At 29.3% G+C, this 25,646-nt stretch carries 25 protein-coding genes and 1 pseudogene; 10 read left to right on the forward strand and 16 right to left on the reverse strand.

What is annotated here, in order from left to right:
- Window position 1 precedes the first annotated feature (1 nt).
- From L3J60_RS08770 to rfbA, 16 genes and pseudogenes are all read right to left on the reverse strand, one after another.
- Window positions 2-1,138, reverse strand: a complete 1,137-nt coding sequence (locus L3J60_RS08770; RefSeq protein WP_291975123.1) for an EpsG family protein — start codon at window positions 1,136-1,138, stop codon at window positions 2-4.
- Window positions 1,139-1,208: 70 nt separating this feature from the next.
- Window positions 1,209-1,625, reverse strand: coding sequence for a WxcM-like domain-containing protein (locus tag L3J60_RS08775; RefSeq protein ID WP_291975124.1), 417 nt, complete (start codon window positions 1,623-1,625; stop codon window positions 1,209-1,211).
- Window positions 1,626-1,636: 11 nt separating this feature from the next.
- On the reverse strand, window positions 1,637-2,644 hold the full coding sequence (locus tag L3J60_RS08780; RefSeq protein ID WP_291975125.1) for a polysaccharide biosynthesis protein: 1,008 nt from the start codon (window positions 2,642-2,644) through the stop codon (window positions 1,637-1,639).
- Window positions 2,645-2,815: 171 nt separating this feature from the next.
- Window positions 2,816-3,789, reverse strand: a pseudogene (locus tag L3J60_RS08785) (NAD-dependent epimerase/dehydratase family protein).
- 56 nt (window positions 3,790-3,845) lie between these two features.
- Window positions 3,846-4,985, reverse strand: coding sequence for a Wzz/FepE/Etk N-terminal domain-containing protein (locus tag L3J60_RS08790; RefSeq protein ID WP_291975126.1), 1,140 nt, complete (start codon window positions 4,983-4,985; stop codon window positions 3,846-3,848).
- A gap of 453 nt (window positions 4,986-5,438) precedes the next feature.
- Entirely contained in the window at window positions 5,439-5,738 is a 300-nt protein-coding gene (locus tag L3J60_RS08795; protein WP_291975127.1) for a GIY-YIG nuclease family protein, read from the reverse strand.
- 437 nt (window positions 5,739-6,175) lie between these two features.
- Window positions 6,176-8,593: an SLBB domain-containing protein gene (locus L3J60_RS08800; protein ID WP_291975128.1), complete on the reverse strand. Its 2,418-nt coding sequence runs from the start codon at window positions 8,591-8,593 to the stop codon at window positions 6,176-6,178.
- A gap of 827 nt (window positions 8,594-9,420) precedes the next feature.
- Window positions 9,421-10,755 carry a UDP-glucose/GDP-mannose dehydrogenase family protein gene (locus L3J60_RS08805; protein ID WP_291975129.1) on the reverse strand — a complete coding sequence of 445 codons (1,335 nt, stop codon included), beginning with the start codon at window positions 10,753-10,755 and terminating at the stop codon, window positions 9,421-9,423.
- A gap of 140 nt (window positions 10,756-10,895) precedes the next feature.
- Window positions 10,896-11,426, reverse strand: a complete 531-nt coding sequence (locus L3J60_RS08810) for a UpxY family transcription antiterminator (protein ID WP_291975130.1) — start codon at window positions 11,424-11,426, stop codon at window positions 10,896-10,898.
- A gap of 316 nt (window positions 11,427-11,742) precedes the next feature.
- Window positions 11,743-12,711, reverse strand: a complete 969-nt coding sequence (locus L3J60_RS08815) for a Gfo/Idh/MocA family oxidoreductase (RefSeq protein WP_291975131.1) — start codon at window positions 12,709-12,711, stop codon at window positions 11,743-11,745.
- Window positions 12,712-12,835: 124 nt separating this feature from the next.
- Window positions 12,836-13,192: a four helix bundle protein gene (locus L3J60_RS08820; protein WP_291975132.1), complete on the reverse strand. Its 357-nt coding sequence runs from the start codon at window positions 13,190-13,192 to the stop codon at window positions 12,836-12,838.
- Window positions 13,193-13,460: 268 nt separating this feature from the next.
- Complete coding sequence (locus L3J60_RS08825; RefSeq protein ID WP_291975133.1) at window positions 13,461-14,789, reverse strand: nucleotide sugar dehydrogenase; 1,329 nt, start codon at window positions 14,787-14,789, stop codon at window positions 13,461-13,463.
- Between the two features lie 289 nt (window positions 14,790-15,078).
- Entirely contained in the window at window positions 15,079-16,092 is a 1,014-nt protein-coding gene (gene rfbB / locus L3J60_RS08830; RefSeq protein WP_291975134.1) for a dTDP-glucose 4,6-dehydratase, read from the reverse strand.
- 161 nt (window positions 16,093-16,253) lie between these two features.
- The gene (gene rfbD / locus L3J60_RS08835; protein WP_291975135.1) at window positions 16,254-17,120 is read right to left on the reverse strand and encodes a dTDP-4-dehydrorhamnose reductase; all 867 of its coding nucleotides are present in this window, start codon (window positions 17,118-17,120) and stop codon (window positions 16,254-16,256) included.
- Window positions 17,121-17,131: 11 nt separating this feature from the next.
- A complete protein-coding gene (gene rfbC / locus L3J60_RS08840) occupies window positions 17,132-17,680 on the reverse strand; it encodes a dTDP-4-dehydrorhamnose 3,5-epimerase (protein ID WP_291975136.1) in 549 nt (182 codons plus the stop codon).
- A gap of 157 nt (window positions 17,681-17,837) precedes the next feature.
- On the reverse strand, window positions 17,838-18,710 hold the full coding sequence (rfbA, locus tag L3J60_RS08845; RefSeq protein ID WP_291975137.1) for a glucose-1-phosphate thymidylyltransferase RfbA: 873 nt from the start codon (window positions 18,708-18,710) through the stop codon (window positions 17,838-17,840).
- Between the two features lie 492 nt (window positions 18,711-19,202).
- Here rfbA and L3J60_RS08850 point away from each other — a divergent pair, with 492 nt between their 5' ends.
- The 10 genes from L3J60_RS08850 to L3J60_RS08895 all read left to right on the forward strand — a co-directional run bounded on the left by L3J60_RS08850 (window position 19,203) and on the right by L3J60_RS08895 (window position 25,534).
- Window positions 19,203-19,382 carry a hypothetical protein gene (locus tag L3J60_RS08850; protein ID WP_291975138.1) on the forward strand — a complete coding sequence of 60 codons (180 nt, stop codon included), beginning with the start codon at window positions 19,203-19,205 and terminating at the stop codon, window positions 19,380-19,382.
- A gap of 162 nt (window positions 19,383-19,544) precedes the next feature.
- On the forward strand, window positions 19,545-20,132 hold the full coding sequence (locus L3J60_RS08855) for a hypothetical protein (protein ID WP_291975139.1): 588 nt from the start codon (window positions 19,545-19,547) through the stop codon (window positions 20,130-20,132).
- A 301-nt stretch (window positions 20,133-20,433) separates the two neighbouring features.
- The gene (locus tag L3J60_RS08860) at window positions 20,434-20,982 is read left to right on the forward strand and encodes a phage integrase SAM-like domain-containing protein (protein ID WP_291975140.1); all 549 of its coding nucleotides are present in this window, start codon (window positions 20,434-20,436) and stop codon (window positions 20,980-20,982) included.
- Between the two features lie 138 nt (window positions 20,983-21,120).
- A complete protein-coding gene (locus L3J60_RS08865) occupies window positions 21,121-21,735 on the forward strand; it encodes a site-specific integrase (protein ID WP_291975147.1) in 615 nt (204 codons plus the stop codon).
- 26 nt (window positions 21,736-21,761) lie between these two features.
- Window positions 21,762-22,514: a hypothetical protein gene (locus L3J60_RS08870; RefSeq protein ID WP_291975141.1), complete on the forward strand. Its 753-nt coding sequence runs from the start codon at window positions 21,762-21,764 to the stop codon at window positions 22,512-22,514.
- 41 nt (window positions 22,515-22,555) lie between these two features.
- Complete coding sequence (locus L3J60_RS08875) at window positions 22,556-23,407, forward strand: hypothetical protein (RefSeq protein ID WP_291975142.1); 852 nt, start codon at window positions 22,556-22,558, stop codon at window positions 23,405-23,407.
- An 80-nt stretch (window positions 23,408-23,487) separates the two neighbouring features.
- Window positions 23,488-23,781: a helix-turn-helix domain-containing protein gene (locus L3J60_RS08880; RefSeq protein WP_291975143.1), complete on the forward strand. Its 294-nt coding sequence runs from the start codon at window positions 23,488-23,490 to the stop codon at window positions 23,779-23,781.
- Between the two features lie 21 nt (window positions 23,782-23,802).
- Window positions 23,803-24,681, forward strand: coding sequence for a hypothetical protein (locus L3J60_RS08885; protein ID WP_291975144.1), 879 nt, complete (start codon window positions 23,803-23,805; stop codon window positions 24,679-24,681).
- A 123-nt stretch (window positions 24,682-24,804) separates the two neighbouring features.
- Window positions 24,805-25,011 (forward strand): helix-turn-helix domain-containing protein, encoded by a 207-nt coding sequence (locus L3J60_RS08890; protein ID WP_291975145.1) that lies wholly within the window; start codon window positions 24,805-24,807, stop codon window positions 25,009-25,011.
- Between the two features lie 193 nt (window positions 25,012-25,204).
- Entirely contained in the window at window positions 25,205-25,534 is a 330-nt protein-coding gene (locus L3J60_RS08895) for a type I restriction-modification system subunit M N-terminal domain-containing protein (RefSeq protein ID WP_291975146.1), read from the forward strand.
- The last annotated feature ends 112 nt before the right edge of the window (window positions 25,535-25,646 follow it).

Consider the following 25,646-nt stretch of genomic DNA (forward strand, 5'->3'; position numbering starts at 1 on the left):
ATTAACCTCTTAGATAATAATTTCCAGGTAAGTGCATATCTTCCCAAAAAAAGCCATAAGGCATACTATTGTTCCAATTTGACTTAATAAATAATATAATTAATAATATAATAGTAAATTTTGCAATACTTACACCAATTTTTACGGATATGTGATTAAATGAATGTATAATTTCTGGGATAAAAAGAACCATAAAAATAGAAAAATACTGAACAACTCTCATTGCTGAAGGGTTGAACCAAGTTAAAGGCAAAAAGAGTAAGGCTATTGCAAATGCGTTGTAGTAATGTTGAGCGTTTGGATTGTGTTTTAAAATAATTTTACTCCTAAGTAAAGCAACAACTGAAATAACTAAAAATATAGTTGTAAAAGTGTAACTACCTGCTCCTTCATACTGATTATATAACTCATACCCACCAAGTATTATAAAAAAATTTGCTAAATTATTACTGTATACCATAATAATAGGGAACAATAAAAGTACTATCCTATAAAAATTCTTTGTCTTTTTAATTTGATTAATAAAATAAAAGGGGATAAATATTAAGGCTGATTTGTGAATAGTTGAAGCTATTAAAACTAAGAATAAGAATGGGAGTATTTTTTTCTTCTTTATAAATTCATAACTAACCAATATTAAGGCTGTAGCAATGGTTTGCCTTTGCCCTGTATAAGAAAAAAAAGAGTAGAACAAAACAGAATATATTAGAAATGCTAATATCACATCTTTTAACCTTTTAGTATTCCTATACACAAAAGTACCAAAAGCAGAAAAGAAGATAATTGCAATAACAAAAAGAAAAAACTGAAAATCTTTGGAGATTAATTGAACTGTTTTTTGAAAAAAGGCATAACCTGGATCTCTAATTAAACTATTCCCAGTTTTATAATATTCAATTGCCGTATTATAAATATCTACCCAAGTTTTTGTTTTTATATTTCTATATGTATTAAAATAATTATAAGTATCCTCCCCAACTGCAACATTTCTCAAACCCGATTGTAATATTAATATTACACAAATAAATTTAATATATTTCTTTCTTACATAATTGGTATCAGAATTTAATTTATAGATTCTATTAAAAAAATGACCAATAATAAGAATTAAAAATATAACAACTAAATTCACAATCATTTTATTTAATTTTTATAAATATCAATGGTAAAACTTTCGTTTGTATTAAAATTAAAATTTTCAACTGCTACTAAATATTAAAATAAGTTACATCATATCTATATTCATCATTTATTTCACCTAATAAATAATTAGCCATCACAATTAATTTAGACTCTCTCTCCAACACTTGAATACTACTAACATAACCTGAAGGAACATGCAAAATATCAAATTGATTCTCATTCAAAAAAAAAGTATCAGGTATAAGATTTTTTGAAGGATGTTCCCAATTATCAATGGCTATTAGTTGAATTTTAAAACTTCCTTTACTTACTAAAAACCAACGTTGCTCAATTTTATGTCCTTGCCATGCTCTAACAAATCTTAAACTTTTATTCTCAATTAAATAAAATCGTTTTATTTCAGAAGCATTAAACCTATTATTGTATTTAATAGTTCCTCTAGCATCCTCATAACATCCCCCTAAAATTAACTTTGGAAACATTTGTAATTATTTTAATTTTCTAATTCTTCCTTTAACATTGGCAATTTCATCAATAATTCTTTCATCTCCTCTACATCCAATTGCTTTGTGTTGTGAGAATGATAATCTTCTATTTTAGAAATATCTTCTACTCCCTCAGAAAAATATTTAGCATAATTTAAATCCCGATTGTCTGCAGGAATCCTATAAAACTCTCCCATATCTTCTGCTTTCATCATTTCTTCACGAGTACACAGGGTCTCATATAGCTTTTCCCCATGACGTGTTCCAATAATCTTAACCTCATTATTTGCATCACACAATTCTTTTAATGCCTGCGCCAAATCTCCAATGGTACCTGCAGGTGCTTTGTTTACAAATAAATCTCCTGAATTTCCATGTTCAAAAGCAAACAGTACTAATTCTACGGCTTCGTCTAAAGACATTAAAAAACGAGTCATATTTGGATCGGTTATAGTTAAGGGTTCTTTATTCTTAATTTGATTTATAAATAAAGGTATTACAGACCCTCTTGAAGCCATTACATTGCCGTAACGAGTTAAACATACCGTAGTGTTTTTACAATTACGTGAAGATGCAATGGCAACTTTTTCCATTAATGCTTTCGAAATACCCATGGCGTTAATAGGGTATGCTGCTTTATCTGTACTCAAACAAATTACCTTTTTTACCTTATTATATTCAGCAGCATCAATTACATTTTGAGTACCAAACACATTAGTTTTTGTTGCCTCTATTGGGAAAAATTCGCAAGAAGGTACTTGCTTCAAAGCTGCAGCATGAAAAACATAATCGACCCCACGCATGGCTTTTTCAATACTATTATAATCTCGTACATCTCCAATGTAAAATTTTAATTTTTCATTTCTTAATTGATTTCGCATATCGTCTTGCTTTTTTTCATCACGAGAAAATATTCGAATCTCTTTAAAGTGTTCTGTATGAAGAAAACGATTCAATACAGCATTCCCAAATGAACCTGTACCACCAGTAATTAAAAGTATTTTGTTTTTAAACATGTTTTATATTTTTCAATTCTATTAATTTTTATCTTTAAATTTATCATTATTAACTTTTTTTAATGAGATTGCTTCGTTGCTCTCGCAATGACACTTCAATTGCACTCAGTACAGGCTTTTCACTTTAACCTTTACACTCTATTCACTAACCATTTCTTCTTTCAAACTTTTTCAATACCATACTACTGCTTGGACTAAACCATTTTCAATAGAAAACTCAAGATAATACCCTAACAACTTTTCTATCTTTTTAATAGATGCTAATGAGTGCGATATATCACCTGATCTATTTGTTTGGGTCATATGTTATTTCTACTTCTTTAAGTTTAGGGTCAAATTTAACTAATTTATCTTGTAAAACATGTACCAATTGATTTAACGCTGTACGTTCACTAAAAGCAACATTATACATCTGGTTTAAGGCTGCTTTATTAGTAGTGCTTATGGCTAATAAATTCATTTAAATCACATTGTCTATATAGGTGAAATCTCGTGAGTAGTTACCATCACCATTAATTACTGGTGATTCATACTTCATAAATTGCATTACAAATTTTGGTATTACTGTAGCATAGGCTCCGTTTGGGTCTTGTTTTCGTCCAAATACATTAAAAATAACGCAGTCCGATAGTATCTAGACCGTACATTTTATAAAAAAATTTAGCATATAATTCATTTACATATTTTGTAATAGTATAAGGAGATAGTGGTTTTCCTATTACGTCTTCAACTTTTGGTAAGTCTTTAGAATCTCCATACGTTGAAGAACTTGCTGCGTACACAAACCGTTTTACATTAGCTTCTTTGGCTGTAGATAACATATTTACAAAATCAGAAATATTTACATTATTAGTGGTAGCTGGATTTTTTATAGAACGTGACACTAAACCCAATGCGGCTTGGTGCAATACATAATCAACTCCTTTACACGCTTTTTGGCAATCTTCAGGATTCCGGATATCTCCTCCAATAAGTTTAAAATTCAGATTAACATAAAGATGCTCAATATTTTTCTCTTTCCCTGTAGAAAAGTTATCTAAACGTACTACTTCATTATCTAATGCTAGCAATACCTCGCATAAATTAGAGTCTATAAAACCAGCACCTCCAGTTACTAAAATTTTTAAACTTGGAGTTTGTTTCATTTTTTTTATATCATTAAAACCTATATTCTTCTTTTTTATACTTTTTTATTCTATTTTTAGGTGTTTTCGTTCCATTTAGTTTTTAAACTTTTAGTAAGGTCAAAAATATAAATACCGCCAATACTTATTACTATTCCCAAAAAAGTCCAAAATATTAAAATTAATAAACGTTTGGGTTTAGATTTTAAAATAGGTACTACTACTGGTTTTAATATTGTAAACACTGGGGTATCCTCTTTAACTTGAATTTGTTGGGTTTCTAATTGTTTAGCAAGTTCGGCATACACCTCAAAGGCTAAATCGTATTGAGATTGCAATTGTATTAGTTTAGTTTGTGCCATTGCTGAATTTACATGTTGGTTGCGATCCTTAAAATTAGCTAACTGTTGTTGTATTTGTTTAAATTCTTTTTCCTTTTCTAAGTATCTACTTTGAATAAATTTTAACTGTTCTTTAGATTTTTGAATTTTAAAATTGATGATAAACTGTTGCAATAATACCTGTATTCTTTTTGCTAATTGAGCTGAAGCAATGGCTTCTGGCAAAGTAACCGAAATGCTAACATAACCTCCTCTATCATTAATATCTAAAACTAATTGATTCTTTAATTGCTTAATAAGTCCGTTTTGTTCATTTGTGATGGTTTGAATTTGGTTCGCATTAACAGATTGCTTCAGTCGTTCCTCCTTCGCAATGACGGGTTCTGGTTTTCCCTTTACAGCATTAATTAAAAGACCTGGTAAACCAACAGTATATTTTTTGAGATAGCTTAATACACTTGGGCTATATACATTGGTATAATAATTTGTATAGGTAATTGGTTTAGGCTGTCCTTTAATAGTTAAAGGAGTTTTTAAGATTTCTTTTTGAAAAGGAATACTATTTATAATTTGTGGATATAAGGTTGGTGAAATACCCGAATCACTTCCCATACTACCTAAATTTATACCTGCCATAGCTGCCAAACCACCTAAACTACCGCCTATACTTTTACCTTGTGTTGCTGGAACAATAGTGGTAGAAGCGGTATATTCTTTTTCAGAAAACAGTGCTACAAATAACCCTATTGCCATAAAAATTAGGGTAGTTTTTATAATGGTTCTCCTACCTCCCCAAATGGTTTTGGCGAGGGCTATTAAATCTATTTCATCTTCTTCAACAGAAGGGTTAGTATTTTTATTTTGTTGTTCGCTCATTTTTAAAGCTTTTATTTTTTTTAGATTATCTAATTTACAGATTACTTCAGTCGTACCTCCTTCGTAATGACGGTTCAATTTGTCATTGCGAGGTTTTGAAAAAAGCGTGGCAATCCGTTTCTTTTAGCAACAGATTGCTTCAGTCGTTCCTCCTTCGCAATGACGGTTCAATTACTTGTCATTGCGAAGCTTTGTTAAAAGCTGTGGCAATCTGCTTCTTTTAGTAACAGATTGCTTCTTCATTGCACTCATCGCAATGACGGGTTCATTTCGTCATTGCGAGGTTTTGAAAAAAGCGTGGCAATCTCTTTCAATAGATAAAGATTGCTTCAGTCGTGCCTCCTTCGCAATGACGGGTTCATTTCGTCATTGCGAGGTTTTGAAAAAACTGTGGCAATCTACTTCTTTTGGTAACAGATTGCTTCTTCTTTGTACTCATCGCAATGACGGGTTTTATGTTGTTTCAAAAATCCAATCAGCACTTAAATCTTTCCAATTTTTATTTATTGTTTCAATTAAGTTCACTTTATTACTTCTATTGCCTGCCTTTAATTGTTTTTCTCTTTCAATCGTTTGTTGAATATCATTAAATTCCTCGAAATAAACCAACTTATCACAATTGTATTTTGATGTAAATCCTTTATATGCTTTTGTTTTATGTTGATAAACTCTTTTAATTATATTACTTGTTATTCCGATATAAATAACTGAATTATTTTTATTAACCATAAAATAAACAAAACTTTTTTTCATCTTTTTCTTTTTACACGTCATTGCGAGCCTTTTGGCTGTCGCTCAAGACAGGCTAAAGCGTGGCAATCTCATGTTCTCAACTATACCGTTACAGATTACTTCTTCGTTGCACTTATCGTAATGACGGTTCCATTCCTTCATTGCGAGGTTTTGGAAAAACCGTGGCAATCTCTTTCAATAGTTACAGATTGCTTCGGTCGTGCCTCCTTCGCAATGACGGTTCAATTACTTGTCATTGCGAAGCTTTGTTAAAAGCTGTGGCAATCTGCTTCTTTTGGTAACAGATTGCTTCTTCATTGCACTCATTGTAATGACGGTTTCATTTCGTCATTGCGAGGTTTTGGAAAAACCGTGGCAATCTCTTTCAATAGGTAAAGATTGCTTCAGTCGTGCCTCCTTCGCAATGACGAGTTATTTTTATTTTTTCACTTCAATAATTATGGAAATATAGCTTTTATTAAAAGTCCCAAAGTTGAAATACCTGTAGTTAATCCTAAAATTTCTTGTATTGACATTTTGCTCCTCTCAGCTTTTTTAGGGATTACAATTAATGCTCCTGGCTCTATTTTTGGATAAGTTTTAAAAAATATGAAATTTTTTGTGCTTCTAATATCTCCATTCGCATAAATTACATAAGCTCTGCCTTTTTTTGCATTTTGTGAATATCCTCCAGATTTTGATATGTAATCTTTAAATGAATTTGATTTATCAAACCTTGATAATGATGGTAAAAAAACTTCGCCTTGTACTTCAACCGTTTGCTTTTCAATTGGTATATAAAGTACATCGCCTTCTTGTAATATTAAATCGATTTTAGATTTTTCATTTCCTTTTTGCATAATTTTTTCTAAATCAATTCCTATTTTAATTTCTTTACTTTTATGAATAACCAAGGTAGAATCTTTTAATGCAAAATTTTCTAAATCTTTTAACTGCTGCTTATCTGAAAGGGTTCTTAGTTTTCTTATTAATGTTGCTCCTTTTAAATATGCATAAGGTGAAAATCCATCGGCTTTTTTAACTAAATCTGATATTCGTTCATTTTTATTGGCTAAGGAATAAGTTCCTGGGTATTTTACTTCACCTAATATGCTTACATTTTTTTGAGGTGTATATCCTTTTATATATCGTACTGAAACCCTATCAAATGGTTTTAAATAAAAATTAGCATTCTCTCCAAGAGTCAACTTATTGGTACTTGATTTTTTAATATTCTTACTTATGGTTTTAAAACTTCCATCAGCAACTCTACGAGAAATATCAATAACCGAAGGATCTGCACCTTCTTTAAATCCGCCAGACATTGCTATTAAATCTTCAATATGCATTTTTTCTGCAAATGTTATGGTTTGAGGTTTATTAACTGCTCCATCAATACTAACCGTGTAATTCCCTTTCAAACTGTATTTGCTATATATTTGAACTCTATCCTCACGCTGTAAAACAATGGTCGTTTTATTATTTAAAATATCTTCAACAGAAAATGGAATAATTTCTTGCTTTACATCATCTAACATTCTATAAATAATCCCTCTATCCAATGAAGCCTCTTCTTTTAATCCAGCAGCTTTTTTTAGCAATTCATTCAAAGTCAATCCTTTAGTTAACTCATAATCTCCAGGGCGATATACAGCTCCTGAAATTGTTACTCGGTTTCTAAAACGGTCTATTACACTTCCTACCGTTAACTTATCACCATCCTGAAATACAAAATTTGGTTGCTTTTTTAAAACAATTTCACTTACTTCTTTTTGCTCTCCATTAACACGTTCAACCAACAAACGCTTTTTATAAGCATCAGAAGTAAAACCACTAAAATAATTTATTAAGTTAGAAATGGTTTCCTCTGGTTTTAACTCATAAATCCCTGGACGTTTAACATTTCCTACTACTATAATTTTACTTAAATATGGAGATACAATAATAACATCTTGATCTTGCAAAGTAGAATTTCCTTTTTCAGAGCCATTTATTAAATAATTATAAATGTCAAAATTACTATACAACTTTCCTGCTCTTATTAACTTAATATTCCGAAAAGTTCCCTTTTCAGTAGGTCCACCAGCTGCATATAAAGCATTTAAAACAGTTGACAAACCACTTAATGAATAAGTTCCTGGTACTTTAACTTCGCCTATAATATTTACTTGAACGGTACGAACGCCTACTAAAGAAACATCTGCATATACTTTATTATAGCTTGAACTAGAAGCACTAATACCACTATAAATCTTTTTTAAATAGGATATTATTTTAGCTTTGGCTTTTTCTATGGATAAACCACTAACATAAATAGGACCAATATTTTTAATACGAATAGCTCCTTGTCTATCCACTTGTTTTCTGTAATTATTTTGAGCAGCTCCCCAAACATCAATTAATAATTCATCACCAGGACCTAATTGATAAGTTGTTGGGGTTGCCAAATTTAAATTTGGTGTAAATGAAATATTTGGATTATTAAAAAAATCGAAACCAAATAATATACTTTTTTTTAGACTATTGGGTTCTTTTCCTTCTAATCCGAATTTTTCAATATTAGAAATAGATGCTTCATCCGTATTTTGCATGGTAACATTAGATGTTGAAACATCAGAATATTTTAAGGAAGCAATTCGTTGTCTTAATTTTGAAAACTGACTAGCAGACATTCCTTTAGAAGTAGCAATTACTTCTAATTGATCAAGAGTATAACCTTGAGATTTTGCTTTATCCCAATAGGATTGAATTTGAGCATCTGAAAGGTTATCAATATTAATACTAGACAACTGAGCTTGGATAATAGACTGTGCTGTACTTGGTGTTAAACTAAACACACTAATTAGTAGTAAAATAGCAATTACTTTAAATTTCATAAGGTTGCTTTTGGTTTTTTGGTAAATTTAGTTTTTTATTTTTAATTTTTATATTTTTTGAGTGATGGCTTTCTTTTCAAAAATTGAGATTAAAATTTATAATTTTTACTTATTTTATTATTGGAAACCCTTCGACAAGATGACGATGACAATTTTGTTCTTTCGTCAATGAGAGCATATCGTGGCTATCTCATGTTCAGAACTGTACCGTTACAGATTACTTCAATCGCTTAGGCTCTTTCGTAATGACGGTTCAATGCGTCATTGCGAGCGTAGCGTGGCAATCTCATGTTCAGAACTATACCGCTACAGATTGCTTCTTCGTTGCACTTCATCCAATGACGGTTTATTTGTTTGTCATTGCGAGCCTTTCGGCTGTCGCTCAAGACAGGCTAAAGCGTGGCTATCTCATGTTCAGAACTGTACCGTTACAGATTACTTCAATCGCTTAGGCTCTTTCGTAATGACGGTTCAATGCGTCATTGCGAGGTTTTGTTAAAAACCGTGGCAATCTCTTCTTTAGCAACAGATTGCTTCTCCGTTGCACTTCATCCAATGACGGTTTATTTGTTTGTCATTGCGAGCCTTTCGGCTGTCGCTCAAGACAGGCTAAAGCGTGGCAATCTCATGTTCAGAACTATACCGCTACAGATTACTTCGTCGCTAACGCTTCTCGTAATGACGGTTCAATGCGTCATTGTGAGGTTTTGTTAAAAACCGTGGCAATCTTTTCCTTTAGTAGCAACAGATTGCTTCTTCGTTGCACTTCATCGCAATGACGGTTATTTTTTGGAGTTTTTATTACTTTTCACTTAATCCTTTCAACTTTATTTTTCAAATCGTTTACCAATTTGGTAATATTCAAATCCTTTTTCTTCTAAGTTGAAAATATTATATTGGTTTCTACCATCAAAAATAATAGGATTATTTAATTGTGATTTTATTTCATCAAAATCTGGAGAGCGGAATTCTTTCCATTCAGTTAATAAAATTAGTGCATCGGCATTATTAAGCGTTTCATATTTAGCATTGCCATACGTAATTCCTTTTACATCTTTTAAATAAAAATCCTTAGCCTCAGTTATCGCTTTTGGATCGTAGGCTTGTATTTTAGCTCCTCTTTTCACTAATTCTTTAATTACATAAATTGCTGGAGCTTCACGCATATCATCAGTGCCAGGTTTAAATGCCAATCCCCATAAAGCAAACGTTTTTCCTTTTAAATTCTCTCCAAACCGCTTAATCACTTTATTAGCAATTACTAGCTTTTGATTATTATTAACGGTTTCAACGGAATTAATAAGTTGGGCGTGATACCCATGTTCTTCAGCAATTTTTTTTAAGGCTTTTACATCTTTTGGAAAACAAGAACCTCCATAACCACATCCCGGATAAATAAAACTATAACCTATACGATTGTCTGAACCAATACCTAAACGCACTTTATTTACATCGGCTCCTACCAATTCGCAAATATTAGAGACTTCATTCATAAAAGAAATTTTAGTTGCCAACATAGCATTTGCCGCATATTTTGTCATTTCAGCAGAACGAATATCCATTTCAATTAATCGATCGTGATTTCTTAAAAAAGGTGCGTATAAAGTTCTCATTTTGGAAAAAGCGATTTCATTATCAGCTCCAATAACTACTCGGTCTGGTTTCATAAAATCATTAATAGCTGCTCCTTCTTTTAAAAATTCAGGATTTGAAACTACATGAAAATCAATAGTTACCTTTCTTTTATCCAATTCTTTTTGAATGGCTGCTTTTACTTTATCTGCAGTACCAATTGGCACTGTAGATTTATCCACCACTATTATTGGATGAGTCATTTCTTTGCCTAATTGTGCTGCAACAGCTAACACATATTGTAAATCTGCCGAACCATCATCACCCATCGGAGTTCCTACTGCGATAAAGACGATTTCAGTAGTTGGTAACGATTCTGATAATTTAGTGCTAAAATTTAAATTGTTATTGGCTACATTTTTTAAAACCATAGTTTCTAAACCTGGCTCATAAATAGGAATAATTCCTTCTTTTAAAGCATCAATTTTTTTAGTATCAATATCAATACACGATACTTTATTCCCCATTTCTGCAAAACAGGTTCCTGTTACTAATCCAACATAACCTGTACCAATGACTGTTATTTTCATTTATGAATGTATATTTATTTTTCTTTTATTTATTAATATTATTGTTACGTTATTACCCATGCTTTTGCATGGCTTCGCCCTCCTCAGTCCCATTTTTAAGTGGAACATTGGTCTTATTAATTAATATATTTTAAAACTAACTATATGTTGTTAGTTGCTTTTTTAATACTATTTAGTGGTAAATTTACTTCAATAAAACTTTGTAAAGCTTTAATTTCTACAATTATTCTGTATTTACCAGCTTTATTTAAATACGTTGCAAACAAACCTTTAAAAGGACCTCTAACAACCTCAACCAGTTCTCCTTCTAACAAATTAATTGGATTAATAATAGTAACACTTTCACTATTACTAATTAAAATTTTTAAATTCTCAATTTCAACTTCTCTCACAATGGCAGGTTTCCCTAAATATTTTAAAATATTTAAAACCCCTGACACTTGCAGTATTTCTGAAAATTTATCGTTGCTAGTTTTTACAAAAACGAAGGACTTAATTAAAGGTTCTACCACCTTTTTTTTTCGATCGCTCCATTGTTTGATAGTGGTTAATAATGGTAAAAAAGTTTCGAATTCTAAATGATTAAGTCGTTCAAAAACCTTTTTCTCTGCTCTAGAGCGAGTGTGTATAGCAAACCAATTAAGATTATAACGTACAGGGTTCTTTAACATTTCTTCTTCTTGTAAAATAATAATACAATTCGATTTAAACCAAATTCATCACCATTTGTTACTTTTTACTTACAATTTATTAAGGCTTAAAGGTAGTATAATTAACTAAAAAACACTAAAATTCTTTTATTTAAGAAATCATTGGTCAAGCTAAAAATGAACTGTGCTTAAATACAAACATTTAGTTGATAATTTCCTTTAACCTTTACACGTCATTGCGAGCCTTTCGGCTGCCGCTCAAGACAGGCTAAAGCGTGGTAATCTTTTGCTTGATACACAGATTACTTCGTCGCTAATGCTCCTCGTAATGACGGTTTTATTTTTCAAAAGGATGTTTTGCTAATGGTTTTTTAACAAATGGATGATATTCTCCTTTAATACCAATTGGATTAGCATGACGAATGGCATGTACAATTTCTATCGCTTGGCGTGGTGCTTCAATACCATAACCGTTTCCTTTTAATATTTCCTGATACGAAACAGTATGTAAATCAGCAAAACCACCACTAAATTCTAATTCTTCTCCTTCAATAGTTATAGAACGATACGTACGCTGACCTTTAGCTTTTATTTCATTGGGCAAAACATCGTAATTAATAGACAAAAACCAACGAACTCTAGCTTTTTCAAATTCTAGATAACCTGCAGAACGATCGTGTGTATTTACGTGAACAATATTTTGTTTTAAATCGCCAAAAACCCAAGAAAGCATATCAAAAAAATGAACGCCTATGTTAGTTGCAATACCTCCAGATTTAGATATATCGCCCTTCCACGAAGTATAATACCAATGTCCTCTTGAAGTTAAATACGTTAAATCTACATCGTAAATTTTATCTTTTGGACCATTGTCTATTTTATGTTTTAAAGCAATAATACTTGGATGAACTCGCAACTGCAATATATTATTGATTTTTTTACCCGTTTCTTTTTCAATTTGAGATAATGCATCAATATTCCAAGGATTTAAAACCAAAGGCTTTTCACAAATAGCATCCGCACCTTGTCTAAGTGCAAACCGAATATGAGCATCATGTAAATAATTTGGAGTACAAATACTTACATAATCTAGTTGCATATTCTTTTCAAATTTTAATTTAGAAATATGTCTGTCAAACCGTTCAAATTCCGTAAAAAAATCAGCATTTGGAAAATAACTATCTATAATACCAACACTATCAAATTTATCCAATGCAGCTACTAAATTATTATTAGTAGCTTTAATAGCTTTCATATGCCTGGGAGCTACATAACCGCTTGCTCCAATTAATGCGAAGTTTTTCATTTTTATTTTCTTATTCTATTTACACCAAAACGAAGACTATAACTAAAACTTTTTTTTACCAATTTACTTAAACTATGACCAAGACGAAGACTTTTGGTTCTAATTTTAGTCTAAGTTTTCAGCCTTAATTCTTCTTTATACTATTTCTAAAAGCACTTATTCTTTTTTGTAAACTTATTATTTCTTCTATTGTTTGTGTGAAATTGTCATTTTTTAAATAATTCCTATTTCTTGCAATTCTTAACTGAGTTTCTAATTCATATGCTGAACCTAAACTAATTTCTAAAAATCTACCAAAGTCTTTTTCTGAACTTCTGGAAGCTCCTTCAGCTATATTTGAAGGGATTGATACTGCTGATCTTGTTATTTGAGAAATTAATCCAAATCGCTCATCCTTAGGGAAATTATCTATACTATCATAAATTTTATTCACTAATTCCATGGCATCAATCCATACATCATATTCTCTAAAATTTCTCATTCAATTTTCTTTATCTTTAATCATAATAATACTATAAAACCCGTTATGCATTATAACTTTTTAAACTTACTGTTACGTCAGTTCAGTAATTTTTGATAAAAAATTGTATCGAGAACGGCTGTATTTAAATAAAAAACCTATTCTCGATACTAATTTCAAGCCTAAAAAGGCTAAAATTCACTCGAATTGACGAAATTTTATCATAATACACAACGGGTTATAAACTTCTTTTTATCTTAGTTTTGGTCTTAGTTTTAGTTTTTGCAAATTATAATTTCCCTTGAACTTTACCTTTCAACACTCCTTTTACATCGTAAATAATTCCGTGATCATTTAAAAGCGAAGTTAGTTCAATTTTTAAAAATTCTTGATGAGCTACTGTTAAAACAATACCATCAAATTTAGAATTAGAAAACACTTCAGTAAATCCTTCGACAGGCTCAGGATGACTTAATTCTGATATACTATTTATAATTGTTAATCCATATTCTGTTAACACTTCATTTCTATTTGCCCAAGGATCAAAAACAGTTACTTTAGTACCATATTCTTCCAAATTCCGAATAACATCCACAACCTTTGTATTGCGTACATCAGGACAATTTTCTTTAAAGGTAATTCCTAAAACTAAAATTTTTGCATTTTTTATTTGAACATCCTTTTTAACTAGAAGTTTAATAACCTCAGAGGCTACATAATTTCCCATACTATCATTAAGTCTTCTTCCTGCTAAAATTATTTCTGGATTATAACCAACTTCTTGTGCTTTTTGTGCTAAATAATAAGGATCAACACCAATACAATGTCCACCTACCAAACCTGGTTTAAACGGTAAAAAATTCCATTTAGTTCCTGCCGCTTCTAAAACGGCTTGTGTATCAATTTCTAATAGATTAAATATTTTAGCCAATTCATTAACAAATGCAATATTAATATCGCGTTGTGAGTTTTCAATAACTTTTGCCGCTTCTGCCACTTTAATTGTTGGTGCTAAATGTGTGCCAGCAGTAATTACAGATGCGTATAAACTATTCACTTTTTCTCCAACTTCTTTGGTTGAACCCGAAGTAACTTTCAATATTTTATCTACAGTATGGAGTTTATCTCCTGGATTTATACGTTCTGGAGAATAACCAACATAAAAATCTTTATTAAATAAAAGATTTGATTTATCCTCTAAAATAGGCACACATATTTCTTCTGTTGCTCCAGGATAAACGGTAGATTCATAAATTACAATATCTCCTTTTTTTAAAACACTCCCAACTGTTTCACTCGCTTTTATCAACGGAGTTAAATCTGGTTTTTTATTTTTATCAACTGGTGTTGGGACAGTTATAATGAAGTAGTTACAATTTGAAATATCGTTAAGATTTAACGTACAATATAGACCTATTGTTCCCTTAGAATTCACCAACACCTTTTCTAAAACTTCCTTTTCAATTTCTAAAGTAGTATCTATTCCATTTTTAAGTTCTGAAATTCTTTTTTGATTTATATCAAAACCTGTAACTGAATATTTAGTTGCAAATAAACGAGCTAAAGGTAAACCTACGTAGCCTAATCCTATTATTGCTATTTTTGGTATTTGTTTCATTTATCTTTATTTTATTTTCTCAATTTTAAATTAAAATACTTCGACAAGCTCAGTATGACACTTTAATTTCACTTTATCTAGAACAAAGACGAAACTTTTATTTTATGAAAGGTTCTGCCAAGTTGAGAATGAACTGTGCTCAAATACAAATATTTAATTGATAATTTTCTTTTAATCTTTATTCGTTATTGCGAGGTTTTAAAAAAATCATGGCAATCTTTTTATTCTAGAAACAGATTGCTTCAGTCATTCTTCCTTCGCAATGACGGTTTGTGTTTCACTTTTCACGTTAACCTTTATACTTTTTAAAATACCACTCCATGGTTTTCAAAATTCCGGAATCAAAATTTTCTACGGCTTTCCAATTTAACTTATTTTCAATTTTAGAAGCATCAATTGCATATCTGAAATCGTGACCGGCTCTATCTTCTACATATTGAATTTGACTTTTATAACTTCCTTTTTCTAAAGGATGTATTTTATCTAACAATTCACAAATTTTTTGAGCAATATAATTATTATTCTGCTCATTTTTCCCTCCAATATTATAAACTTCTCCACTAATTCCTTTTTGAAACGCCAAATTAATTCCTTTACAGTGGTCTAAAACGTACAACCAATCTCTAATATTACTTCCATCACCATAAATTGGAATTATTTGTCCAGTTAAAGCTTTTCTAATAACCGTTGGAATTAATTTTTCATCATGTTGTTTTGGCCCGTAATTATTAGAGCAATTAGTAATGACTGTGTTCATTCCATAAGTATGAAAATAACTCCGTACAATCATATCGCTACTTGCTTTGGATGCACTATACGGAGAATTTGGAGCGTAGGGTGTTTGCTCTGTAAACAAGCCTGTTTTACCTAAAGTTCCGTAAACTTCATCTGTAGAAACGTGTAAAAAACGACTATTTTCAAAATCTTTTTTATAGGTAAATGGTTTTTCCATCCAAAATTTGTAAGCAACATCTAACAATGTAAATGTTCCTTTTACATTGGTTTCAATAAATACGCCTGGATTGGTAATTGAATTATCTACATGTGATTCTGCTGCCAAATGCATAACACCTTCAATTTTAAACTTTTTAAAGATACTTTCTATTAATTTTCTATCGCAAATATCACCTTTAATAAAGGTATAATTGGAAGCGTTTTCTATACTTTTTAAATTTTCTAAATTACCTGCGTAAGTAAGTAAATCCAAATTTACAAAATGTTGATTTGGATATTTTTCTACAAGATATTCAACTAGGTTTGAGCCTATAAATCCTGCACCTCCTGTTATTAAAATGGTTTTCATATGTGATTTATGTTATAAAAATATTGCATTTACCTATTCCTTTTTATTACGTATTTAACTTTTTATGAAAAGCTTCTCAGTTAAACTTAGGATGATATTTCCTTTTGTATAGCTATATTTAACTTGATTCAGCATATTTTACCTTTAAAACTATTTTTTTTCTACACTTCATGCATCTTAATCAAACATTTTTTTAAAGAAATCTTCCAATTTGGGATATTTATACCAAACGTATTTTGAATTTTATTAGTGTTTAACAAACTATAGTTTGGTCTTTTTGCTTTGGTTTTAAACTTTGTTGATTTAATTGGCTCCACTACACATGCAATATTAGAAATTTTAATAATTTCTTCCGCAAAAGTAAACCAACTACAACTTCCTGTATTAGCAAAATGAACTATTTCTGTATTTTCATTTTTTAGTTTAGGAATAATGGTAAGTATAGCTTCCGCTAAATCTTTTGCATAAGTTGGAGAACCAACTTGGTCAGAAACCACCTGAATTTTATCTTTATCTTTACCTATTCTACAAATAGTTTTTACAAAATTATTTCCAAATTCAGAATATAACCACGAAGTTCTAATTATAATTGAATTTACAGGATTAATCTCTTGAATAGCTTCCTCTCCCTTTAACTTTGTTTTTCCGTAACAATTTTGTGGGTTGGTTTTATCTGTTTCTGTATAAGGATTTTTAGAAGTTCCATCAAATACATAATCTGTTGAAATATGGACTAAAATAATGCTATGTTTTTTTGCCAATTCGGCTAAATATTTAACAGCAGTATAATTAATTTTATCAGCTAATTCAATTTCATCTTCAGCTTTATCAACTTGCGTATAGGCTGCACAATTTATGATAGCATCAATTTGGTTTTTGACTAAATATTTTTCAATCTTTTCAAGATTTGTAATATCTAATATCTTTTTTTCAGCAAAAAAGATATTATAATTAGTATATTTTTTTTGGATGTTTTTAAAGGTCAAACCCAATTGTCCATTTGCTCCTGTTATTAAAATATTCGTCATCATTTTATACCTTAAAAATAATCTGCTTCATTAAACGATTTTTGGACTTTATCCTTTTCAGAAATTAAAATCTCATCTTCTGAAAGTTGCCAATCTATTTGTAGCATTTTATCATTAAATAAAATTCCTCTTTCTGATGATTTATTGTAATAATTATCTACTTTGTAAGCAAAGATTGCCTCTTTACTTAACACCACATATCCATGTGCGAATCCTTGAGGAACAAATAGTTGTTTTTTATTAGTTTCGCTTAATTCAACAGCTACATATTTACCAAAAGTTTTTGATTTTTTTCGAATATCTACCGCAATATCTAACACACTACCTTTAATAACTCGTACTAATTTTGATTGAGCAAAAGGCGGTAACTGGTAATGTAAACCACGTAAAACTCCCTTAGTTGATTTAGCTTCATTATCCTGGCAAAAGTTGACAGCATGTCCTATAAATTTTTCAAAAGATTCTTTTTTAAATGATTCAAAAAAATAACCTCTTTCATCTTCATGAACCTTTGGTTCACAAATTATTATATCTGAAATTTTTGTTTTTATAAAGTTCATATTATAAGGCTAAAATATAAAGGTTTAAGTTTGAAGTGTAAAAATTAACATTTTTTTGATATTTTAAAATAAATCGTAGAAATCTCTCACTTAATAAGCAGATTACTTCGTCGCTAATACTTCTCGTAATGACGGTTTGTGTTTCGCTTCTCATTTTTCACTTAATTAATCCCTTCAAATACTTTCCATATTGATTATTTTTATATTCTTCTGATAATTTAAGTAATTGTTGCTTATTAATATAACCTTTTTCAAAAGCAATTTCTTCAATACAAGCTATTTTTAAACCTTGACGTTTTTCAATAGTTTGAATAAAATTTGAAGCTTCTAATAAAGAATCCTGCGTTCCAGTATCTAACCAAGCATAACCTCTGCCCATTACTTCTAGTTTTAACTTTTGCTGTGCTAAATAGGTTTCATTTACCGTAGTAATTTCTAATTCTCCTCTTGTAGATGGTTTTATATTTTTAGCAATTTGAATGACATCGTTTGGGTAAAAATACAAACCTACAACTGCATAATTACTTTTTGGATTGATTGGTTTTTCTTCAATACTTTTAACACTTCCTTCAGTATCAAATTCTGCCACTCCATATCTATTTGGATCTTGAACATAATACCCGAAAATAGTAGCTTTTTTTTCTTCAGAGACAGTTTTAACTGCATCCTTTAATAAATTTTCAATTCCATCTCCATAAAAAATGTTATCTCCTAAAACAAGACAAACATCATCATCACCAATAAAATCTTCTCCCAAAATAAAAGCTTGTGCTAATCCGTCTGGCGAAGGTTGTTCTTTATAAGAAAAACTCATTCCAATATTACTACCATTACCAAATAACTTTTCAAAATTAGGCAAATCTTGTGGTGTTGAAATAATTAGCACTTCTTTAATTCCCGCTAACATTAAAATGGAAAGCGGATAATAAATCATTGGTTTATCATATATGGCAAGCAGTTGTTTTGAAGTTCCTTTTGTAATTGGATACAATCTAGTTCCTGAACCTCCTGCTAAAATAATTCCTTTCATCGATTTCTATTTTTGATAAACTTTATTGGATAACACAATTACTACCAACAAATTGTATATACTGCGAAAATAACGATTTATTATTTAATTTTTCTTTTTATACCTAAACGATTAAAAAGTTGTAATTTCTTTTTAGTATACTAAAGAACCTTAACAATTGTTATATGCTGAAATTTGAATTTCTATTTATTTTCCAAATCAATTTCAAAAAAAATTAGATAGCTCTTCACTTAAGCCAACACTAAATCATTAATAATTAAGTAGATATATGAATTTAGATTTGTAATTCTGAAAAAAATATGTTATATTAAGCATTCGTCAAAACCTATTCGTTTAAAACTCCTGATAACTTTTTAGTGTTTAATTACACCATAACCAAAAGTATAATTTTATAAAAATAGCACAATTTTAAATCTTTTCTTTTGAAGACTTGGAAGTGATTTGGGAAGTTTTTAACAATAATGATTGTATAACTTAAATAACGATAACATTATGGAAAAATTAGATTTAAAAAACATGAGATTACCACTTTCTAAAAAACGATTTAGTAAATTGAGAAAAGCCATTAAAACAGGACGTGTAAAATGGATGGAAATGTCGGAAGAATTAATGTATTCTTATCAGGATTTTTGGAAATCAGAGAAGTATAAAAACATGGAAAAAATAGATTAATTGGTATTTATCAAAAAACATTAAATTACAAAATAAATAGTGTTTAAAAATCTGAAATACTACTAATTTATATATATCTACAAATTCTTTTCTTTTTCACAAGAAAATAAGGGTGTTTGTTTTGCTATGTAATATTTGTTACATTGCGATAAAACTTATAAAATGAAAAATAATTTACTACTAATTTTTATTGTCCTTTTTATGTTTAGTTGTGACAACGATAATGACCCAACTAACAATGTTTGCGAAAATAATTACGTTACAGATGCAATTACTACAGCATTTTCTGTTGCAAATGGTTACGATGATTTAGCTGAATGGATGGATTTAGAAACTCACGAATATGAAATTCAAATTAATGAAAACGGTGAAATATGTACTGTAGGTTATCAAAACCCAAGCACATATACTGGAGGATATACTATTGAAATTATTAACAATACCAATTCTTCTTCAACAAGTTATTCAGGGACTCATACTTTTTCACAAACAGCTTTAGATTACCAATCAATTACACCTGTTACTGTTGTAAGTGGCGATTATATTACTGTTAAACGAACTATTTTACCCGGATATACAAATTTAAATCAAACTGTTGGACGCGTTTTAAGAAAGTCTGATTTTTCAAATGTTCCTTATCCAATTACCCAAGGAAATGTGGTTTTTCAAGGATCCGTTTTTTATGGAGCTGGTGGTCCAGTATCAAATAATTCACAACCATACATAGCTTTAGGATTTAAGGTTAACTAACAAAACTATTTAACTAAAACAGTTAATTATAAATAGTGTCTGTTCTCAAAGCAATTTTTACAGCAAACAAATTTATAAATAAAAAGCATCTCAATTGAGATGCTTTTTTCGGTCTGGACGGGACTAACAGATACCTTTTCTCACTTACCTCAACTTTACCAAACCCTTCTACAACCCTTATAAATAAAGGGATTTAAAATTTTTTCAAGCAAATAAAATTAAGTGAATCACCTATAAATTAAATTATTGTGGGGATAATGTGGGGATAATTTTGTATCTTTATAAAACTAAAAATTAAGCTATGTCAACACTAAATTACCTTGTAAAAGGGCAAAAGTATTATTCAAATATACTTATTAGATTTAAAAACGGAAGAAAATTTGACTACACAACTTCAACCGATTTAAAAATTGACCCTAAAAATTGGAGTCAAGCAAAACAAAAAGTTAAAAATACTGCTGGTGATAAAACCAAAGACGCTATTAACAACCACTTAATAGAGTTAAAAAAATTCATAATTGATGAATTTAATTTAGATAATGCTACAGGAACATTTATAGATAAGCAATGGCTTCAACAAAAAATTGCAAAACATTTCAACAGACCCATTAATGAAGAAGCAACCGATGAAATTTACTTCGTTCCATTTACAGATACATTTATTAAAAAAGCTCCTACTCGTTTAATTAAAGGTAAAAACAAGCCTGTGAGTAGCTCTACAATAACAAAATACAATAGTTTATTAAAAAAGTTAAAAGCCTATGAAGAACACACTAAAACAAAGATTAAATTCACCGATTTAGACCTTATATTTTATGAGAATTTCGTTCATTTTTTAAAAGTTGAATAAACCATTAGCACAAATACAGTAGGTAAATACATAAGTACTCTAAAAGCTATTGCCAGAGATGCACTGCTAAAAGGCTTACCCGTTAACAAAGAAATTAATCACCCCAACTTTTTCGTTCCTACAGAAAAATCAAAAGACATTTATTTAAATGACGATGAAATAAATACCATTTATAATCACGATTTTAAGAACGATAAAAAATTGGATAATGCGAGAGACCTTTTTATAATTGGGTTAAGAACAGGATTGAGAATTTCAGATTTTTTAAGATTAAAACAAACAAATATTAAAGATGGGTATATTGAAATAGAAACTCAAAAAACAGGACAAGAAGTTGTTATTCCAATGCATCCTCAAGTAAAAGAAATACTTAAAAAAAGAAATGGCTTTCCAAGACAAATATCCGACCAAAAATTCAACCTTTACATTAAAGATGTATGCGAAGCTGCTAAACTAAAAGAAAAGGTTCACGGCAGCAAAATAGATAAAGAAACCAACAGAAAAAAAGAAGGAAATTACCCTAAATATGAATTAGTAACCTCTCATATTTGCAGAAGAAGTTTTGCTTCTAACTTATATGGTGCACTTCCTAATATGGTAATAATGGGCATTACAGGTCACACTACAGAAACTCAATTCCTAAGATATATCAAAATAACCCCAAAGGAAAATGCAAATAAATTGAAGGAATACTGGGCAAAACAAAAAGAAGAAAATAGTTATGAGCAACTTAATATGAAAATTGTTAAATAATTTTTACTTTTATAAAAAATTAAGCTATGATTAATAAATACCTAAAGCAATTTTGCATTGCTATTAGCAGTGATAATGAACTTTCCAAAACCTCTTTTTTAAATCTTTATGAAAATTCAATAACTCACTTTACCCCTTATTTAAAAACTGAAATACAAGAAAACATTCTTAATTTAGATAAAAATAAACATTCGTATTATCTTGATTATGTAATTAATCAAATTAAAAAAACTCCTTTTTTTAATACCTCCGAAAATCAATTTGATAAATTTTTGTTAGACTATAAAGATAAAATGGATATTTCAAATTTTCCTTATTTCAAAAATAATCTAAGTAATGATTTAAATACTTTCATCAATCCAAACTTCTTCGAACCTACTTCCAAAAATTTAAAATTAGAAAATTTACAACAAAATGCATTCTCTTATGCTTCAATGCTTGAAGCTAAAAAAATAATTGAATATGCCGAAAATGAAAAAACAAAATTAGACCAATCACATACGGTTTTTAAAAAAATAAAATGGGTAGGAAAACCCTCACAATTAGGATTTATTATTGGGGTTCTTGCTGATTTAGATTACATTGAAGCTCCTAAAAGAAAATCAAACGATATAAATTATACGCAATTTGCAAAACAGATTAAAGATGTTTTTGAGATTAAAACCACAGAAAGCACCCTTTCAAAATATCTGAATTTAGATTCAGAAAAAGCACAAGAAACTAAAAGAAAATTTGAAAAAGAAAATTTTCATATTCCAAATAGAAAAATTATAAGTTAATAATTGCTATAAAAAATAGAATATTGGAAGCCGTACTAAAATTGCAAAAAGCATTAATAAAAGATTATTATAAACAATTTATATTTTCTATAAATGATGAGGGGATTGACTTTTCTATGGATGCAAATCAAATAATCTATAGAGGTGAAAGTTATTTTGAAAAAGATTTAGATTTAATTAAAAAAAATAGCAAACACATTATTGATGATATTAAACCTTTATATATAAATGCCCTGAGTGAAATAATTCTAAAACTTTCAACATTAAATAATAATATTGAAAAATTAAACTTCTTAAATTATTCCATTCAATTATTTAACATTCCTGTTAATCAACTAAAAAAAGATTTCTTTATTGATGAAGAAAGTTCAAGATATTATGCAAAGTTTGAATTAGGAGATGATATATTTTCATTCAATGATATTTATAAAGAATTGATTCAAACACAACAATCTAAAAAATACAAATACGATTTTTTAAATTTCAATTTTTTTATATACCGAACAAAAATACTTAGCTTCCTACCTTTTTCTCTTTTAACAATTGTAAAAAACTTTATAAACATTTTAAATAAAAAAGTTATTGAAATTGAAGAAGAAATAGAAATAAATGAAACTAAAGAATCAAAATTAAAATGGAATGGCAAAGCATCTCATTTAGGTTTTTTAATCGGACAATTAGCGGAGTTAGATTATATTAATACACCCAAAAGAAATAACGGAGAAATTAATTATACTCATTTTGCCAAAGAAGTTTTAACAACATTTCACGCAAAAACTACAGAATCCACACTCACAAAATACTTGAACATTGCTACCGAAAAAGCACAAGAAACACAGCGAAATTTTGAAAAAGCAAACTTCAGTATACCGCACAAAAAAGAAGTAAGCTAATACCGTTCGAGTACCTTCTGGTACGTTTGCTCAAACATATCCCATTTACTTTTACATCGTTAAACATTAAAACAAAAACGATGAAAGAAAACAAAATCACTCAAGTACACGGAGTAAATCCACAAGAATTTAAAGATAGTATAGTTTCAGATATTAAAGCTGAATTTGTAAAGCTATCTAAAAACTTCCAACCTATTTTACCTCCAAAATATCTCACACGAAAAGAGGTTGCCAAAATCCTTAAAATTTCATTAGTAACTTTAAGCGATTGGAATAAAAAAGGAATCCTAAAACCATACCGTTTAGGAAATTTAATCCGATACAAACAAAGTGAATTAGACCAAGCTTTAATTTCAATTAATAAAAAAAAGTAGTTGTACGACACTATTAAAATAGTGAAACAACTAAACCAATTACCCATACAAATTATGGAAGAAACAAAAGAACCTTTTGAATGGTACGGTTTACTTTGGAAACCAAAATTTAACAAATTTGGTTACCCAACTATTTATTATTCAGAATTAAAAAATCTCAAATTAATTATTCGAGGCAACGAATTAACAATAACCAATTCATTACAAAAATTTTATATGGATAATAATTATAATTCATTTAGCTATTCCCAAGTTATTGAAGCATTTAAAAAATTGAATAAATCACTTCCATTTAATATTTATAATGCTCGTGTTAAAAAAATCGCTGTAGGTATCGTAATTCAAGAAGATGCAGAACAAATCCTAAATACTTGGGTGAGTTTTTCAAATAAAAAAGGCTTTCCAATGCTGAGTAGAAATAAAAGGTATGGCATAAAATATTTCCTTACAGAGTATGACATAAAAGGTTACAATAAAACCACAGAGGTAAAACACCACAACAATATAAATTTAGATAATAATTATTTCAGATTTGAAGTAGAAGTAAAACGAATTAACAACGTAAATAGAGGTAAAAACACAATAGGAATTTACACCGTTCAAGACTTAATCAACCCTATTAAATACAAAAAATTAGCAAATTACTTAATGGATAAGTATCGTAAAATAGAAAAGAAACCAAGCGTAAATTTAAAGGACACCTCTTTAAAAGAAAAACGATTAATAGCTACTTTTAAAGATATGGAGATATTAAATAGCATCAAAAAACAACACCCTAATAGCTATAAAAAGGACAGAATACAACACAACAAGTTACTTTACAAACTAAATGATGCAAACTACCAAAATTCAATAATTAACAAATTAAACCAACAAATTCAATTCAGTATAAATAACTAAGGTTTTTCAACTTGTAATATAGTATAAAACAAGGGTAAAAAAATAATATAAAAATGGCAATAAGAGAGATAGACAAATTAAAACTAAAAGAAATTGAAAACAAGTTAGAACTAACCATTAAAAATGGTAACTAAATTACAAAGCAATATCTTAGAAAAACAAATAATTGACAATGCAGATTTTATTCAACTAATGCAAATTAGTAATAGTACCGCTAAAAATTGGCGTAAAAAAGGTATCATTGCTTATGCTCAAATAGAAAATAAAATCTATTATAAAATTGAAGACATCCAAGCAATGATAGAAAAACATTACAAATCCTTTCTTTAAAATAATTCCTAAAAAACCCACCTCAAAAATTGCAAAAAAAGAGAGGTGGGTAAATTGCTATGAAAAAGATTAGGTTACTTTATAATAACCTGTATATCAAATATAGTATTTTTTATAATTATCTTATAAATTCAGTAGCAATTAATTTTAAATTTCTGTACTTTCACACGAAAATTGTATTAAATAACTCCAAATGTCAGAAGAACAAAAAAAACTACTTGAAAAACAACTTTGGGCTATTGCTAACTTGCTAAGAGGCAAAATGGATGCCGATGATTACAGAAACTACATTTTAGGATTTATATTCTTTAAATACCTTTCCGAAAAGTTACACATCTATGCAGATGAGATATTAGAACCAGACAATATCACGTATGAACAATTAGATGAAAATTTCGATACTGGAAAAACCTACATAGAAGCTGTTAAAAAGGCTTGTATTAAAAATTTAGGCTACTTCTTAAAACCCTCAGAATTATTTACATCGATTGCTCAAAAAGGGAATAACTGGACTACCTACTAAATTTGGGACAATTTTCTTAAGCCACTTTATTAATAATTCCTTTCAATTTTATTTCCATTTCTAGGGGAGAAAGGTATCCTAAACTAGAATGCAGTCTTTTGGTGTTATACCA

It is taken from the genome of Lutibacter sp. (genome assembly GCF_021647475.1).
GTDB lineage: Bacteria > Bacteroidota > Bacteroidia > Flavobacteriales > Flavobacteriaceae > Lutibacter.

Bases quoted from the DNA above. Each gene is read 5' to 3' on its own strand.
- L3J60_RS08860 (WP_291975140.1), top strand. From the start codon at position 20,434: ATGTCAACACTAAATTACCTTGTAAAAGGGCAAAAGTATTATTCAAAT.
- L3J60_RS08795 (WP_291975127.1), bottom strand. From the start codon at position 5,738: ATGAAAAAAAGTTTTGTTTATTTTATGGTTAATAAAAATAATTCAGTT.
- L3J60_RS08880 (WP_291975143.1), top strand. From the start codon at position 23,488: ATGAAAGAAAACAAAATCACTCAAGTACACGGAGTAAATCCACAAGAA.
- L3J60_RS08790 (WP_291975126.1), bottom strand. From the start codon at position 4,985: ATGAGCGAACAACAAAATAAAAATACTAACCCTTCTGTTGAAGAAGAT.
- L3J60_RS08810 (WP_291975130.1), bottom strand. From the start codon at position 11,426: ATGTTAAAGAACCCTGTACGTTATAATCTTAATTGGTTTGCTATACAC.
- L3J60_RS08770 (WP_291975123.1), bottom strand. From the start codon at position 1,138: ATGATTGTGAATTTAGTTGTTATATTTTTAATTCTTATTATTGGTCAT.
- rfbC (WP_291975136.1), bottom strand. From the start codon at position 17,680: ATGAACTTTATAAAAACAAAAATTTCAGATATAATAATTTGTGAACCA.
- L3J60_RS08895 (WP_291975146.1), top strand. From the start codon at position 25,205: ATGTCAGAAGAACAAAAAAAACTACTTGAAAAACAACTTTGGGCTATT.
- L3J60_RS08890 (WP_291975145.1), top strand. From the start codon at position 24,805: ATGGTAACTAAATTACAAAGCAATATCTTAGAAAAACAAATAATTGAC.
- L3J60_RS08800 (WP_291975128.1), bottom strand. From the start codon at position 8,593: ATGAAATTTAAAGTAATTGCTATTTTACTACTAATTAGTGTGTTTAGT.
- L3J60_RS08805 (WP_291975129.1), bottom strand. From the start codon at position 10,755: ATGAAAATAACAGTCATTGGTACAGGTTATGTTGGATTAGTAACAGGA.
- rfbA (WP_291975137.1), bottom strand. From the start codon at position 18,710: ATGAAAGGAATTATTTTAGCAGGAGGTTCAGGAACTAGATTGTATCCA.
- L3J60_RS08815 (WP_291975131.1), bottom strand. From the start codon at position 12,711: ATGAAAAACTTCGCATTAATTGGAGCAAGCGGTTATGTAGCTCCCAGG.
- rfbD (WP_291975135.1), bottom strand. From the start codon at position 17,120: ATGACGAATATTTTAATAACAGGAGCAAATGGACAATTGGGTTTGACC.
- rfbB (WP_291975134.1), bottom strand. From the start codon at position 16,092: ATGAAAACCATTTTAATAACAGGAGGTGCAGGATTTATAGGCTCAAAC.
- L3J60_RS08855 (WP_291975139.1), top strand. From the start codon at position 19,545: ATGAAAAATAATTTACTACTAATTTTTATTGTCCTTTTTATGTTTAGT.
- L3J60_RS08825 (WP_291975133.1), bottom strand. From the start codon at position 14,789: ATGAAACAAATACCAAAAATAGCAATAATAGGATTAGGCTACGTAGGT.
- L3J60_RS08780 (WP_291975125.1), bottom strand. From the start codon at position 2,644: ATGTTTAAAAACAAAATACTTTTAATTACTGGTGGTACAGGTTCATTT.
- L3J60_RS08775 (WP_291975124.1), bottom strand. From the start codon at position 1,625: ATGTTTCCAAAGTTAATTTTAGGGGGATGTTATGAGGATGCTAGAGGA.
- L3J60_RS08850 (WP_291975138.1), top strand. From the start codon at position 19,203: ATGGAAAAATTAGATTTAAAAAACATGAGATTACCACTTTCTAAAAAA.
- L3J60_RS08870 (WP_291975141.1), top strand. From the start codon at position 21,762: ATGATTAATAAATACCTAAAGCAATTTTGCATTGCTATTAGCAGTGAT.
- L3J60_RS08820 (WP_291975132.1), bottom strand. From the start codon at position 13,192: ATGAGAAATTTTAGAGAATATGATGTATGGATTGATGCCATGGAATTA.